Source organism: Microvirgula curvata, assembly GCF_054781615.1.
Genome location: NZ_BAAGUB010000036.1, coordinates 236,533 through 252,793, shown reverse-complemented (window position 1 = coordinate 252,793; position 16,261 = coordinate 236,533). Strand labels below are relative to the sequence as shown.

The window sequence follows — 16,261 nt, the reverse complement described above, 5'->3', positions numbered from 1 at the left end:
AATGAACGATGCGTTCAGCCCTGTTCTTCGCCGGGCCATCGCCACTTATACCCAATCACCCCGGAAGCTTCCAATTCGGCACAACAGCCCTGCCCCCTGTCCCCGCTAGCCCCGGTCTGGCACCAGCACAGTCCGGTTGCCATTGCTCTCCATCGGGCTGACCATGCCGGCCTCTTCCATCTGCTCGATCAGGCGTGCGGCTCGGTTGTAGCCTATGCGCAACTGACGCTGGACTGACGAGATCGACGCCTTGCGCGTCTTCAGCACAATGGCGACCGCTTCATCGTACAGCGGGTCCTCTTCGCTGCCACGGCCGCCGCTTGCCGCTGCGGCGCCCGCATCCTCCGCCTCGGCGCCGCCAGTGAGCAGATCGTCGATGTAATCCGGTTCGCCGAACTGCTTCAGGTACTCGACGACCGCATGCACTTCCTCATCAGCGACAAACGCCCCGTGCACCCGCTGCGGATAGCCGGTGCCCGGCGGCAGGTACAGCATGTCCCCCTGCCCCAGCAGACTTTCGGCCCCCATCTGGTCGAGAATGGTGCGGCTGTCGACCTTGCTCGACACCTGGAACGCGATGCGCGTCGGGATATTGGCCTTGATCAGGCCGGTAATCACATCGACCGAGGGGCGCTGGGTAGCGAGAATCAGATGGATGCCGGCCGCACGTGCCTTCTGTGCCAGCCGGGCGATCAGCTCTTCGATCTTTTTGCCGGCCACCATCATCAGGTCGGCAAACTCGTCCACCACCACCACGATGAACGGCAGTGGCGACAGGGGTTCCGGATCGTCCGGCGTGAGGGTGAACGGATTGACAATCCGGCGCCCGGCCGCCTCGGCCCGACGCAGCTTCTGGTTGAAGCCGTCCAGATTGCGCACCCCGAGCGCGCTCATCAGCCGATAGCGCTTTTCCATCTCGGCCACACACCAGTTCAGCGCATTGGCAGCCAGCTTCATGTCGGTCACCACCGGGGCCAGCAGATGGGGAATATCGTTGTAAACCGACAGTTCCAGCATCTTCGGGTCGATCATGATGAAGCGGACTTCTTCCGGCGTCGCCTTGTACAACAATGACAGAATCATCGCATTGACGCCGACCGACTTGCCGGAACCGGTGGTGCCGGCCACCAGCAAGTGCGGCGCCTTGCCGAGGTTCATTGTCACCGGCTGACCAGTAATGTCCTTGCCCAGCGCCAGCGTCAGGCGCGAGTCGGGACGCTGGAACACCCCGTCGGACAGGATCTCGGACAGGCGGATCATCTCGCGGCGCGGATTCGGCAACTCCAGCCCCATGCAGGTCTTGCCGGGAATGGTTTCGACCACGCGAATCGACGCCAGGCCAAGCGCACGCGACAGATCCTTGACCAGATTGACCACCTGGTTGCCGCGCACGCCGACGTCCGGCTCGACCTCATAGCGGGTAATGACCGGGCCGGCATAGGCATCGACCACCCGCACCTTGACCTTGAATTCGGCCAGCTTCTCCTCGATGACAATGCCCCGCTCCATCATCGACTCTTCACTGACCGCCACCTCCGAATTGTCATCGGCCGGCATCAGCAGCGACAGCGGCGGCAGGGCGTAATCGCCATAGGCCGGCGGCCACGCCTCTGCCGGCGGAGCCTGCACCGTGCTGTACGCTGTGGCAGGCGCGGCAAAGGACGGTGACTCACTCACCGGTGCAGGACTGGACCGCCACGGCGGGGTCACCGGTGTCGGCGGCAATTCGTGAACCACCGGCGCAGGCCCGGCAACGGGCAGCGGCGGAGGGGGTACCCAGGCAAAGGCAGGAGTGGACGCGGGTTGCACTTCCGCTTCGTCGTCGACGATATTCCAGGCCAGCACATGGCCCGTGTCGGGAGTGGCGGGCGACAAGGCAGCCGGCCCGGTCACCGGCTCGCTGGCCGGAGCCGGTACCGGCGGCGGGCCGGACGGGGACAGTGACGACTCATGCGCGGCAGGCAGCGGGATCAGCCCTTCGGCGGCCGCTTCTTCCGGCGTCACCAGCGAACGGATTTCCGGCATCACCACCGGACTCGCCGGGGACGAGAACCGCACCGGCTCGATCATCGCCGGTTGCAGCCGCCGACGCCGCGCAGCAGCCAGGTCGGCTTCGCGCTGCAGGCGGTCCTTGTGCAGGACCTGCACCCGTGCCCGCACCACATTCGGCTCGATCAGTGTCACGCTGCGCGCCGGAGCGGCAGCGCTGCGGTCATGCCGGCGCGCGGCCGGCACATAACCGCCGCGCAGATTGTTCCTGACATCGGCCAGTCCGATCACCGGAGGCGCATCACTGCTGTCATGGACTTGTGGTCGGGACGGGCGGGCGTCGGCCTTGCGTGCGATATAGCTGCTGCGAAGATTGTTCTGCACTTCGGCCAGACCGATCACCGGCCGCTCGGGAACGGGAGCCGGACGGGGAGCCGGGCGGGCAGCGGCGGGTACCTCGACACGCGCAGCAGGCGGCTTCGGCGCAGGCGTAGGCACCCGGACCTGGGGCCGCTCGATGTCGCGAGGAGGAACAACCGGTCGTTCCGGCGCCTTGCGGGCAGGTTCGGTCGCCGTCGGGGCATCCGGCTGCTGGCGCGGGCTCCAGTCGAGCTCATCCGGGCCGACGGTTGGCTCGGCCGGCTCGACCGGTTCATAAGGCGCGGGTGTGCGCCACTCGTCCAGCAGCGAACGCCCCAGGGCAATCAGTCTGGCCAGTGCCCGCACCGATGCCTGCCACAAGTGTCGCCACAGCGGCACGATCTGGTGCCAGGTGCGAAAGGCAGCGGCAACGGCAATCTCGCGGGCAGGCTGCAGGTCGCGCGCGGTGAGCTGTGCGCGTTCGAAGCCGCGCTCCAGCCATTCCGGCAATGCCCCGTTCCGCCAGCACCAGATACCGACGGCACTGACTACCACCAACAACACAATCAGCAAGAAAACGACCGACACGGTTCCCTATCCAGACAATTTCATTCAAACCGGCTTCGGACGCACCGCCGCCCGCCGGCAAACCGACATGATAACGGGGAATATCCGCTTGCAGACATTCCCCGCAGGAGACAATCACGCCCGCAATGCGCCAGACGGCGCCATCGCAGGCACCGGGACCACTAGCACTCGGTAATGTTCACGGTCACGGCCAGCCCGCCCAGTGAGGTTTCCTTGTACGTGGTTTTCATGTCGCGCCCGGTCGCCAGCATGGTCGCGATCACGGTATCCAGCGACACCTTGTGCTGGCCGTCTTCGAGCAGGGCCAGTTGCGCCAGCTTGATGGCTTTTTCCGCCGCAATGCCATTGCGTTCGATGCACGGAATCTGCACCAGCCCGCCGACCGGGTCACAGGTCAGCCCCAGGTGATGCTCCATGGCCATCTCGGCCGCATTCTCGACCTGCGCCACCGTGCCGCCCAGCACGGCGCAGTACGCACCGGCTGCCATCGAGCAGGCCACACCGACCTCGCCCTGACAGCCGACCTCGGCGCCGGAAATCGACGCCCCCAGCTTGTACAGCATGCCCAGCGCACCGGCCGTGGCCAGAAACTCGATCACCTTGTCATCGCAGGCCGACGCGGCAAAATGGCGGAAATACTGCAGCACGGCCGGCACGATGCCGGCAGCGCCATTGGTCGGCGCCGTCACCACTCGTCCGCCGGCCGCGTTTTCCTCGTTGACCGCCATCGCATACAGCATCGGCCACAGCAGATTGTCCATGCGACCGGACAACTGCTGCGACACCATCTTGCGGAAAATGCCCGGCGCCCGGCGGCGCACATCCAGCCCGCCCGGCAGGGTGCCGTCATGCCGGCAGCCCGCCTCGATGCAGTCGCGCATTACATTGGCGATTTCCAGCAGCCCGACACGCACTTCGTCCGGATGCCGCCAGCAGGCCTCGTTGGCCAGCACGATCTGGGCAATGCTCTTCTGCTCGCGCCGGCAGTGCGCCAGCAGCTCGGCGCCGGTGGCGAACGGGAACGGCGGCGGCGACAGCGTCGCCAGCGGCGTGCCGAACTGCGCCTCGGTGACAATGAAACCGCCACCGATCGAATAATAATGTTCGTGCTGCAGCACTTCGCCGGCAGCGTCGAACGCCTGGAAACGCATGCCGTTCGGATGCAGCGGCAGCGCCTTCAGCTTGTTCAGATGCACATCGCGCGCATAGTCGAACCCGATATCGTGCCGGCCGGCCAGCTTCAGCGCCGCCCCCTGCCGCAGCTCGGCGGTACGTGGCAGCAGCCGCAACGGGTCGACCGTCGGCGGCAATTGCCCCTCCAGCCCCAGCAGCATGGCCGGCACCGTGCCGTGGCCTTCGCCGGTCAGGGCCAGTGAACCATAAAAATCCACCTGTACGCGGCTGACGCGGTCGAGCAGGCCGGCGGCGTCAAGATCGGCGGCAAACGCGGCGGCAGCCTTCATCGGCCCCACCGTGTGCGAACTGGACGGGCCGATGCCGATCTTGAACATGTCGAATACGCTGATCATCGCGTGTTTCCTTGCTGCGTATGCATTGAGTAGCTTCCCGCGCCCGACCATGCCGGTCAGCCACGCGGGACAAATAACAAACCGCCCCCGGTTATTCCGGGTTGCGGGAATCGAGCAACATCGTCACCGGTCCGTCATTGACCAGTGACACCTTCATCTCGGCGCCAAAGACGCCGGTCGGCACCGGCTTGCCGAGTTCGACCGTCAGGCGCGCAACAAATTCGTTGAACAGCGGCAGCGACACCTCCGGCGGCGCCGCGCGGCTCCATGACGGGCGAGCGCCTTTGCGGCAGCTCGCAAACAGGGTGAACTGGCTGACCGCCAGCGCCTGTCCATCGATATCGGCCAGCGAGCGGTTCATCTTGCCCGTGCCGTCCTCGAAAATCCGCAAACCGACCAGTTTTCGCACCAGCCAGTCAATATCTGTCGCATTGTCGTCACCTTCGATGCCGACCAGCAGCAGCAGCCCCGCGCCGATGGCGCCGACGACCCGTTCTTCCACTTCCACCCGGGCCTGTTCCACCCGTTGCAGCAATACGCGCATGACTCTCCCCGATTCAAGGTCGGAATATTAGCAAACACAAATATTTTTGGGTGAGGGATAGCGCACCGATTTGGCGCGCCGGGCCGATTTTCCTACAATCGCGCCTTCCCCTATCGCGAGGACCGCCCGATGCAGATGGTCATCTCTCCCGCCAAGTCACTGGATTTCACCACGCCTGCCGCCATCGCGACAGCCAGCATGCCGCCCCTGCTCGACCGTTCGTCGACACTGGTCAGACTGCTGAGCCGCAAGAGTCCGCAAGACCTGTCCGCGCTGATGGGCATCAGCGACACGCTGGCGCACCTGAACGTTGCCCGCTTCGCCCAGTGGCATCCCGACTATGCCGCGCCCGAGGCCAAACAGGCCGTGTTCGCCTTCAACGGGGACGTCTACGACGGGCTGGACGCCGCCTCGCTCGATCACCCGACCCTGGACTGGCTGCAGACACGGCTGAACATCCTGTCCGGCCTGTACGGCATCCTGCGCCCGCTCGACCTGATCCTGCCCTACCGGCTGGAGATGGGCACCCGGCTGGCCAATCCGGCAGGAGCCAACCTGTATGCGTACTGGGGCGATACGCTGACCTCGCTGCTGAACGAGCGGCTGGCGGCCGACGACAGCCCGGTAGTGGTCAACCTGGCCAGCGACGAGTATTTCAAATCGGTGAGGCCGAAGAAACTCTCGGCCCCGGTCTGGACGCCGGTATTCCAGGACAGCAAGGATGGCGGGCCGTACAAGATCGTCAGCTTCTGGGCCAAGCGCGCCCGCGGCCTGATGGTGCGCTGGATTGCCGAACACCGGATCACCCGGCCGGAGGCATTGCGCGATTTCGACAGCGATGGCTATCGCCATTGCGCTGCGGCCAGCGACGGCACTACGCTGGTGTTCCGCCGGGAGCATGCATCGCGCTGACGGGAAGAGTCAGGCCGGAACCGCCTGACTCAGTCCGTGCAGGCAGGTCACTGACATCATCTGGCCGGGCTGCGGTCCGGGGAGCCAGTCCCGGCAGGTTAATCAAATCGGGAACATCGTGCAGACTGTCCCCCGGCATTTCGGGATACCTTCCGGATTCCACACGAGGGCAGCCCGCCTTCACCCGCAACCCCAGTCAGGAGACAACACATGTCGGCAACTCACCCCCTTCAAGGCAAGGTCGCATTCGTTCAGGGCGGTTCACGCGGCATCGGCGCTGCCATCGCCAGACGTCTTGCACGCGAAGGCGCCGCGGTAGCCCTCACCTACATGGCTTCTGCTGAGCGGGCTGAAGCCGTCGTCGCCGACATCACGGCAGCGGGAGGCCAGTCCATTGCCATTCGTGCCGACAGTGCGGATGCCGCTGCCTTGCAGCAGGCCGTACGCCAGGCGGCAAGCCACTTTGGCCGGCTCGACATCCTGGTCAACAACGCCGGGGTGCTGGCCTGGGGAACGACCGAAGACCTCTCGCTTGAGGACTTTGACCGCACCCTGGCAATCAACGTGCGCAGCGTGTTCGTTGCCAGCCAGGAAGCGGCGCGTCATATGCAGGAGGGTGGCCGCATCATCAATATCGGCAGCACCAACGCCGACCGCATGCCGGTGGCGGGCGGTGCGGTTTACGCCATGAGCAAATCGGCGCTGGTGGGGCTGGTGAAAGGCATGGCGCGTGACCTCGGCCCGCGCGGCATCACCGTCAATAACGTGCAGCCCGGCCCCGTGGATACGGAAATGAACCCGGACGCAGGCGAGTCTGCCGAGCAGCTGAAAGCGCTGATGGCGCTGCACCGCTATGGCAAGGCGGAAGAGATTGCCGGCTTCGTCGCCTATCTGGCAGGCCCGGAGGCAGGGTATGTCACCGGCGCAAGCCTGAGCATCGATGGTGGCTTTGCCGCCTGAACGGCAGGAAGCCCGAAAAGCCCCCCGGGCCGCCCCGTGCGGGACGCAGTAACAGGAAAGCCATGCTGAGCTTCAATCTGGGCCCCCTGGCCATCCCCTTCTCTGTCGCGCTGTCGGGGTGCGCCTGGCTGATGGCCCTGGGTGCCGGTTATCTGGCGGGGCGCCGTCAGCGCATCAGCGTGGCCGGGCCCCTGAATGACATGCTGCTGTGGGGTCTGGTTGCCGCCCGCCTGGGCTTTGTCGCGATCTGGTTTGAACAGTACCGGCCACAGCCATGGGGCATGCTGGACATACGCGACGGGGGATTCAACCTGTGGGCCGGCATCGGCGGCGCCCTGGCCTGGGCGATGTGGCACGGCAGCCGTCAGCCGGCCCTGCGCCGGCCACTTGCCATTGCCCTGCTGGCCGGAGCACTGACCTGGGGAGCGGGCAAGGCATGGCTGACCGGCAATGAAACACCTGCGCTATCGGCGCAAGCACTGGCTACCCTGTCCGGCCCGCAGACCACCCTGCCCGCACTGGCCGAAGGCCGGCCGGTGGTCGTCAGCCTGTGGGCCAGCTGGTGCCCGCCTTGCCGCCGCGAGATGCCTTTGTTGCAGGCAGCCCAACAGCATGAAAACGACGTGCGCTTCATCTTCGTCAATCAGGGCGAAACTGCCGCCTCCGTGCAGCAATACCTGCAGACGGAGAAGCTGCAACTGGAAAATGTGCTGCTGGACCCCGCCGGCCAGCTGGGAAAAACGTACCGCTCGGTCGCACTGCCCACCACGCTGTTCTTCGATGCCCGGGGAAAGCTCGTGGCCACCCATCTGGGCGAGCTGTCGGCGGCCTCGCTCGCCAGCAAGCTGGAGCCGCTGCGCCGCAGACCATCGCCCTGACCCCCGGCAATGCCGGCGGCTGACGAGGCGGCGGATTCTGCACAGCGACCGCCCGCCCTGCACCGCCTGGCGGAGGCCGAAGCGCGCAGGGCGTCATCTGCTCATTCTGGTATTTGGCCGGACAAAGAAGCCATCCGCGCCCGCGCCATGTGCAGCTTTTTGTAGCTGTCGATCAGGCGCTGATGGCGGTCGAGTCCGTCCAGATTCATCCCCGTTGGCGTCAGGCCAAAGAAGCGCACGCTGCCGTCCACGGACCCCATCACCGCATCCATCCGCGGGTTGCCAAACATCCGGCGGAAATTGACCTCGTAATCGGCCAGTTCCAGGTCGTCGTCCAGCAGCACCTCCAGCACCACATGCAGGGCCTGATAGAACAGTCCGCGCTCGACCGTGTTGTCGTTGTACTGCAGGAAAGCGCCCACCAGATCGTGCGCCTCATCAAACTGCTTCAGCGCAAGATTAATCAGCAGCTTCAGCTCCAGAACCGTGAGCTGACCCCAGTTGGTATTCTCGTCAAACTCGACGCCGATCAAGGTAATGATGTCGGTGTATTCATCCACCTCGCTGTCTTCCAGCCGATTCAGCAAGGCTGCCAGCGCGGCATCGTCGAGACGGTGCAGGTTCAGGATATCGGCGCGGAAAGCCAGCGCCTTGTTGGTGTTATCCCAGACCAGGTCTTCCACCGGATAGATTTCCGAATACCCCGGCACCAGGATGCGGCAGGCGATCGCACCGAGCTGGTCATACACCGCCACGTACACTTCCTTGCCCATGCCTTCGAGAATGCCGAACAAGGTAGCGGCTTCGTCGGCATTGGCGTTTTCGCCCTGACCGGAGAAGTCCCACTCGACAAAATCGTACTCCGCTCTGGCGCTGAAAAAGCGCCACGACACCACGCCGCTGGAATCGATAAAGTGTTCAACGAAGTTGTTCGGCTCGGTAACGGCGTGACTTTCAAAGGTCGGCCGGGGCAAATCGTTCAGCCCTTCAAAACTGCGCCCCTGCAGCAGCTCGGTCAGACTGCGTTCCAGCGCCACTTCCATGCAGGGGTGCGCCCCGAAGGAGGCAAACACACCGCCGGTACGCGGGTTCATCAGGGTGACGCACATCACCGGATACTTGCCGCCCAGCGATGCATCCTTGACCAGCACCGGAAAGCCCTGGTTTTCCAGCTCGGCAATGCCGGCCAGAATGCCCGGATATTTCGCCAGCACGTCCTGCGGCACATCCGGCAGCACGATTTCGCCTTCGAGGATTTCGCGCTTGACCGCCCGCTCGAAGATCTCCGACAGACACTGCACCTGCGCTTCCACCAGCGTGTTGCCGGCGCTCATGCCGTTGCTCAGGAACAGGTTGTCGATCAGGTTGGTCGGGAAATACACCACTTCACCATCCGACTGGCGCACATAAGGCAGCGCGCAGATACCGCGTTCGGTATTGCCGGAGTTGGTGTCGTACAGATGCGAGCCGCGCAGCTCGCCATCCGGGTTGTAAATCTCCAGGCAGTATTCATCGAGCATCCCGGCCGGCAGCGCCCCCCTGTGGCCCGGCTTGAACCAGCGCTCGTTCGGGTAATGCACGAACGCCGCGTTGCCAATGTCCTCACCCCAGAACTGGTCGTTGTAGAAGTGATTGCAACTCATCCGCTCGATGAACTCGCCCAGCGCCGAGGCCAGGGCACTTTCCTTGGTCGCACCCTTGCCGTTGGTAAAGCACATTGGCGAATGTGCATCGCGAATATGCAGCGACCATACGTTGGGAACCAGATTGCGCCATGAAGCGATTTCGATCTTCATGCCCAGACCGGCCAGAATGCCGGACATGTTGGCGATGGTCTGCTCCAGCGGCAGGTCCTTGCCGATGATATAGGTGCTCGCATCCGCATCCGGGTTCAGCGTCAGCAAGGCCTGCGCATCAGCATCGAGATTCTCGACTTCCTCGATCACGAACTCGGGCCCGGTTTGCACAACTTTTTTCACCGTGCAGCGGTCAATGGAACGCAAAATGCCCTGCCGGTCCTTGGCGGAGATGTCCGCCGGCAGCTCGACCTGGATCTTGAAGATCTGCTGGTAGCGATTTTCCGGGTCGACAATGTTGTTCTGCGACAGGCGGATGTTCTCGGTCGGAATGTTGCGCGTGTCGCAGTACAGCTTCACGAAGTAGGCCGCGCACAGGGCCGATGAGGCCAGAAAGTAATCGAACGGCCCCGGCGCCGAACCATCGCCCTTGTAGCGCACAGGCTGGTCGGCAATGACCGTGAAGTCATCAAACCTGGCTTCAAGGCGAAGCTTGTCAAGAAAATTGACCTTGATTTCCATGTGGGAATTCCAAAATAGCGTGCAAAACGAGTTGGCCGCCATTATCCGGTTTTTCCAGCAGGAAAGCCGTGCTTCTCGGCTGTTCGGGGGGCTCCAGTGCTGGCGCTGACAGTGGCAGACGATGCGTCAAAGACCGGGTGCATCACAAAGCCGCGCCTGCCTCGCTCTTCAACAGGGGGGCTCTTCAGGCGCTACATCACGCTTGTGATGCTGCAGCGGTGACCTTCATCTGTCCGGCAGGCAACCTGCCGTTCGATGCATTTACACCTGAGCCGCAGGTGAACGGCTGCTGCTGAGCTGGCAAAGGCCGGATGCTCTGGGCCGGCTACGACCGATGACTTGTTTCTTATGATGGCTTTCTGACTGCATATCGGCCTTAGCGGTCCGCCACAGCCAAGTTCCACGATGTCTGCTTTTGTATCAACTGCCGCCGTTAAGTCATATAGAGAAGCGGGAGCGACTCACTGTTTCACAAACTGTACGTCTTTTTCCGACAATTATTCCCTTCAAGTCGGCTCGAACACTGGCAAATGATTGCGATGAAACTGCTCGATACCGTACTGCCGCAGGGTCTCCAGCCAGCGTTCGGCCACGGTGCGGCCAATCTTCAATTCAAGCGCAGCCTCGCGCAGCAGCAAGAACTCGGTGCGTAGCGTGGTCGGCATGATGCCGGGGTCGTCGGTATTCACCAGCACGCGCACCGGGCCACGGCGCAAGCCGTAAAGGTTGGCCGCAGCACCGCGTTCCAGCGCCGATTCATCCGGTGGATACCAGCGGAAAATCGGGTGCTCGGCGTGTGATTTCAGCCGCGCGATATAGACATTGGACGTCGGGTTTGCCTCGATGATCAGCCCCAGCTTGTCGTACTCGGTCAGCAGCCAGTCTTGCAGCGCGTGTATGAAATCCAGCTCAGCCGGGGTATCCACATCCTCCAGAATGTTTTCATCAGTCTTGCGGCCCAGCTTGGGGTGAAACCCGCCATGCGCCACCGCTTCATCACCCATACGCACTATTACAAGCCTCTCCTGATACTTGCGAATTCTCCTGCCTTGCTGCACTTGTACGCCGGCATGGTCACAGGCCATTTCTTCTGCCCGTCGCCAATCATGCCGCGTCTGATACAGCTGGCTCGCCAGCGTGCGCCTCTCACTCAATTCTTTATGATCAGGCAAGGCGTACAGCTCTTGTGAAGTGATTTGCCAGCCATCACCAACCTTCCCCAGGCGATAGTGACAATTACGTCGCAGCCACCATGCCTGATACAGATCATCCGGCGTCACGTGACGCAAAGGCGAAGTATCGAAACCGGCTGCCGGACTCAAACTCGCGTCCTGGTCATCACCACCATCGTCATCGCCAGCCATCAAATCCGGCACCCGCCACCAATGCGACAAACGCCAGAAACGTGCAATGCGCCGCTCGAACAGGGGCAATACCTGCTGCGCCAGCGGCAGCACCCCGCTCAGCACACTGGCGTGATGCCACAGCCACACCAGATTATCCAGATGCTCGTCCAGCGGCAGCATCATCTCGCCCTGCCGTGCAGCCCACTGTTTCGGTTCTATACCCAGCGCCAGCGCATGCCCCAGCCGGTCGCCCTCGCGCATCTGACAAAAGCGCACCGTCTCGTCGATATGGCGCATGCCCGACGCCAGGTGGGCATAATCCTCACCCGCATGAATGCTCAGATGAAACCCCGTGCTGGCACGCTCGCCATCCGTCCGTGACTTGAAGCCGCTGCGCAGCCAGCGCAGCACCGGCGCAAACCACTCGATCTTCAGCACGTTCTCGTCCCCTGCCACATCCAGCCCGCGAAACCATCTGGCCGGCTGAAAATGGAAATTCGGGTTCAGCCTACCGCCCAGAAACTCGGGCGCATTCCAGCCGGATGCACTCTCCAGAGAGTCCATCACCGTTTTAGCTTCTTGCCACAGTTTTTCGCTATTTGGTTTGGGACGATGGTTTTGCTTGTGAGCTTGAGAGCGCGAGAAATGTCCACAGAATTGCCAGCGCTCCAGTGCCTGTATGCTGGCCAAGGTCTTGCCATCCAATGGGATTTCATGCTCGCCAAAAATATAGGGCGGTGGTGGCAATTGCAGCTTGGCTTTTTCCACCAGTTCTTTTGCAATTCTTTTTGCAAATTTCTTTTCAAATGTAGATGGGCTGCTTTTGATTTCTGCTACATCACTAACTCCAGGCCAAATTATTCCAACCCTATGAGATGGGCTACCACCTCGCCCAAGAGTTGATTTGAAATAACGTTCAACAAAGCGTGTTAGCCCTTGCCCATCCATGATCAAGCTGCGACGCAATTGATTGACGGTTTGCCAGAAACACAAAATAGCGGCACGCTTTAGTGACTTGGTAGCATGCTGTGAATAGCAACGACACAAATAGACATTTAGCCACAGCCAACGATTTAAGCCTTTCTCCTTCATGACTTGAGCAAACTCACCCAACAACCAATCAGCACTACCAACATTGGCAACAACTTGGCTATCTATTAACAAAGACCAATCTGGACAGCGAACAGCATTACCCAGCGGTTCAGACAAAGACGGATGAGGATTTGTCCAATCTTGACCTTGATCCATTAATGCAACCAACAAACGACGGGCACGTTGCAACAAATGGAGCAAAACACGGAATTGTTCTTGCTGCCATCCAGTAGCATCTTCAGGCAGCTTAAGCAGCGTGGCATCATCGCTAGCAAAGAGTTTGGCATCAAGTATGGCACTATCCATTGATACTCCCCCCCAATGCACATGCCCATCGGCAAATGGTAGCGAAGGATTGCCAAGCGGAGCAAAAAAGGCGGTTTGAGCGGACACAACGCGACGGATGTCGTGTTCGTCAGGGCGTGGAATCTCCCTCATCCAGTGCGCCAAGTGCCAGCCGGCCAGCAACGCCGGGTCCAGCCCTGCCGCCAGCCGCACATAAGCCTGCACCTCGCCCTCGGGGTAGCACAGCAAGTCGCCATTCCGTTGCAATAGCCGCTGTTGCAGCTCGTCCAGCCACGGCAGTTCTGGTGTCAGCAGCAAATCACCATCGAGCATACGCCCCATCAACTGGCGCACATCGGTCAGCCGGTGTTCGCGCGGATAACGCGCCTCCACGCCCTCCACCAGCAAATGGTAAAAATCCTGCTGCAGCCGGCGCCAACGGTCAGACTCGAGATTATCGGCAGGCTGCAGCAAGTGCTGCCACAGCCATGCGGCCAACCTTTCATCGCCGAAAAAACACTCGGCGGCGTGTTCAGTCAGGGTGCGCTGGAGCATCAGAGCTGCTCAGGGAATTTTTTGTTTATTGCTTTTCGCAAAACATTGCGCTCTATAGCTTTCGGGTATACGCCCCACATTTCATTGGCAAGCGCCCGGCATTCAGATTCTGACCAGTTTTCAATTGCTTCCCGTATGCTAGCCTCAGTGAGCCTATTTCCAGTATTTAATCCAAGCCTCTTGCATAGCCAGACTTTAGGCCCAGAGGCTTCTCTAACTTTGAACTCAGCTTTTTTAGGCGTAACCGGTCCTGACAATGTCGTTGAGGCTCCATCCCAATCCAGATTTGAAATCTCATCAATCCACTTGCGCAACGGGTGATCGGCCAATACGTAAGTTAGTGATCTTGTCGCAGTCCCATAATGCTTCTTATCCTGAGCAGCTTTCATATCTGGCAATGGCAATTGATTACTACGTGGTGCTAAATGACCAACATTCATTCTGAAATGATCATTGCTTTCGAAGTTCTGTGCCTTACGCAAGCTCACGCCGGTAACCAGTTCAGGCAAACCAAACAAGCGTCCTTTCTCAAAATTACCAAAGGCAGACCAGGTCGCGTAAAACACCAGACCAGCCTTATTCAAGGCAATCGCCAACTCATCCAGCCCAGTCCGATAATCCTTGCTGTCTGAAATCATCGAATAAACTTTTTCGAAAACCTTGTAGATCAGCCAAGGCGAGATATCTAGTTGCGCAATGGCATATTCTTTTCGCCATTGCGCAATTGCCTGCTGTAGCTCGCCCAATGCGAAATCGAGCAGATCTGCCTTGTCAGCGTCAGAACTGTCTTCAGAGGTTTCACTTTCATCATCAATAGCATCTTCTTGACCGGAAACTGCAATATCCTGCGATTGGGATTTGGCGGAAAAGAACGGTGAAGAATGAAGAATCCGCTGCAAGTCGCTTAACTCCACCTCACCGAGCAGGCTGGTGATAACCAGCTCGAAAATACGCCCGATATTCAGCACCACCGTACGTTGTGCTGGCTTGTAGAAGTAATGCTCTGCCAGCAAGTTCAGCAATAGACCGGCCTTGCGGGATAGCTGTTCATTTGATGCAAACTCTGGCGCTAGTTTGCCAAGCTCATTCATCCAATCTTGGTTTTTTTCTTTACGGCCGGCTGTAAGTTTCTTCTGGAAAGCTTTATTGACATTGCAGCCAACCTCAGCCAGTGGATATGGCAAGATGGTTTTCAAGCCTGACAGATCACGGAACCATACCTTGGGCAGTCTATCTCCGAGTGAATCCATCCAATCTGACAAGTCGTGGTTTTTATCGAAAAGTTGATAATTAGCATGACTATGCTGGCGTGGTTGGAATAGCGGTGTATCAAATACACTACCACTGCGCTGACTGGCAGGTGTTTGACGCCATTGTTGCCAATGTCGTCTTGCCTGCAAGACCAGATACGCCGTTCCACCTGCCGGCTCAAACCTGAAATGTTTTTCCAGAGGGGATATCCAGTCTTGGCGATTAACATTGTTCCTGTCTTTTTCATCGGCAGAGGAAGATTGATTGGCAAACTCAGCAAACTTGGCATAGGCCGATCCATATTCACGCTTTTCGTCCTTATGTCGTTTCTGATACTCCTTATCAAATTCCTCAATCGCCTTTACAGGCACATCCGGCATTTGCCATGCACGCTTGACCGTCAAGACTGAATCAGCCTTCTTTATTGCTTCAGGCAAATCTGGAATCAAGTGCTGGCACTGGTTCAGCAACTGAGTCAGCGCGCGGATCGATGGAATCGGCAATGGCAACTGGCTATCACCCAGGCCATTCACCGGCCCGGTCAGAAAAATTTCCAGCCAGGCAATGAAGTTGCGCAGCGGCATAACTTCGGCTTGCTGTCCGTCACGCAAATAGATATTGCTCTGCTGCCAATATTTCCCAACCAGTGGCATGGTCAGGCGGCGCGGAGAAGGCAGGATTTTGCGCTGGTACTCTATAGCTAACTCTTTTGCTGTCCGATACGCATCAGTGTCCGACAAGTGATTGGAATCCTTTGTCAGGCGGCCATGAAAGTCTCGCCAGGTCACATCGTTGTAAAGTTCGCGGTCGCCGCAGACGATGGGCAAGACATGAGGTGTCGCCAGATAACGGCGTACGATTTCTAGGTTTTCAAAGGCGCGATTCAACGAGGTATCGACGTCGTCAATCGGCAGGATCAGCAGCTGTTTGCCCAGCAAGCCCAGCACTTCGCGGAAGAAGTCCTGCACGCAGTCGGCCAGTTGCTTGTTGCTGTACATGGCACGCACCTTGTCCATGCCATGGCGCTCTTGCTGGGTTTCGACCGACTCCAGCGACTGGGCGAGTTTCTCCAGCGTCTGGTTCAGGCTGCGGGCTTTGTTCGGCTCTTTTCTTTGCGCTTCTTTAACCTCTTTATCGTGCAGCACGGCCGCGACGATTATGTGCAGGAACAGCGAGTCGCCATTTTCCAGCAGGGTAGGGTCTACCGGATCGAGGATGTGAACTTTACTCAGAATATTCTTATGCCTCTCCTGATCTAGATAGCTTTTCAGATTGACCAGCACGGCGGTTTTGCCGGTACCGCGTACGCCATCAATCGAGATGGCATTGTGTTCGCGCAGCTGGTTCAGCGATTGGCCTTTGGCGGCATCCGCCTTGTTCACGGCTTCAATAATCATCTGCGCCAGCGGTTCGTACACTTCATCGCGTGGCAGCAGGGTGTTGGCGTCGGGCAATACGGCGCTTTCGCCGGCATTGAGGGGGATGTATCGCTTGTTCTGGCTCATGATCGGCACCTGGCTAGCGGCTGGCGGATTTCTATAGGAAAAAGTTTGAGCTGATTCTATCACGACAAATACGAATGGCATTCCCCCATGCCAAGTGCAACTTTGAGCCTTAGACGAGCTTTGTGTTTTCGATGGATCGGAAGCCTAAG

The 16,261-nt window shown here is 59.9% G+C and carries 9 protein-coding genes; 3 read left to right on the top strand and 6 right to left on the bottom strand.

Annotated features, from left to right (window positions below; translation table 11 throughout):
- Positions 1-105: 105 nt before the first annotated feature.
- The 3 genes from ACYVG8_RS18160 to dtd all read right to left on the bottom strand — a co-directional run bounded on the left by ACYVG8_RS18160 (position 106) and on the right by dtd (position 5,010).
- Positions 106-2,937, bottom strand: a complete 2,832-nt coding sequence (locus tag ACYVG8_RS18160) for a DNA translocase FtsK (protein WP_460746498.1) — start codon at positions 2,935-2,937, stop codon at positions 106-108.
- 161 nt (positions 2,938-3,098) lie between these two features.
- The gene (locus ACYVG8_RS18155) at positions 3,099-4,466 is read right to left on the bottom strand and encodes an L-serine ammonia-lyase (protein ID WP_028498196.1); all 1,368 of its coding nucleotides are present in this window, start codon (positions 4,464-4,466) and stop codon (positions 3,099-3,101) included.
- Between the two features lie 91 nt (positions 4,467-4,557).
- Positions 4,558-5,010, bottom strand: a complete 453-nt coding sequence (gene dtd / locus ACYVG8_RS18150) for a D-aminoacyl-tRNA deacylase (protein WP_028498195.1) — start codon at positions 5,008-5,010, stop codon at positions 4,558-4,560.
- Positions 5,011-5,139: 129 nt separating this feature from the next.
- Between dtd and yaaA the strand changes: the two genes are divergently transcribed.
- The 3 genes from yaaA to ACYVG8_RS18135 all read left to right on the top strand — a co-directional run bounded on the left by yaaA (position 5,140) and on the right by ACYVG8_RS18135 (position 7,760).
- Positions 5,140-5,922 (top strand): peroxide stress protein YaaA, encoded by a 783-nt coding sequence (gene yaaA / locus ACYVG8_RS18145; protein ID WP_112692218.1) that lies wholly within the window; start codon positions 5,140-5,142, stop codon positions 5,920-5,922.
- 210 nt (positions 5,923-6,132) lie between these two features.
- Positions 6,133-6,882, top strand: coding sequence for a 3-oxoacyl-ACP reductase family protein (locus tag ACYVG8_RS18140; protein WP_107888542.1), 750 nt, complete (start codon positions 6,133-6,135; stop codon positions 6,880-6,882).
- 62 nt (positions 6,883-6,944) lie between these two features.
- Positions 6,945-7,760, top strand: a complete 816-nt coding sequence (locus ACYVG8_RS18135; RefSeq protein ID WP_460746497.1) for a redoxin family protein — start codon at positions 6,945-6,947, stop codon at positions 7,758-7,760.
- 101 nt (positions 7,761-7,861) lie between these two features.
- Here the strand turns inward: ACYVG8_RS18135 and ACYVG8_RS18130 are convergent, their stop codons facing one another.
- From ACYVG8_RS18130 to rdrA, 3 genes are all read right to left on the bottom strand, one after another.
- The gene (locus ACYVG8_RS18130) at positions 7,862-10,078 is read right to left on the bottom strand and encodes an OsmC domain/YcaO domain-containing protein (RefSeq protein WP_112692219.1); all 2,217 of its coding nucleotides are present in this window, start codon (positions 10,076-10,078) and stop codon (positions 7,862-7,864) included.
- A gap of 506 nt (positions 10,079-10,584) precedes the next feature.
- A complete protein-coding gene (gene rdrB / locus ACYVG8_RS18125; RefSeq protein WP_107888545.1) occupies positions 10,585-13,356 on the bottom strand; it encodes an antiviral RADAR system adenosine deaminase RdrB in 2,772 nt (923 codons plus the stop codon).
- Positions 13,356-16,112 carry an antiviral RADAR system adenosine triphosphatase RdrA gene (gene rdrA / locus ACYVG8_RS18120; RefSeq protein WP_460746495.1) on the bottom strand — a complete coding sequence of 919 codons (2,757 nt, stop codon included), beginning with the start codon at positions 16,110-16,112 and terminating at the stop codon, positions 13,356-13,358. The genes rdrB and rdrA overlap by 1 nt, the downstream gene beginning before the upstream one ends.
- Between the last annotated feature and the right edge of the window lie 149 nt (positions 16,113-16,261).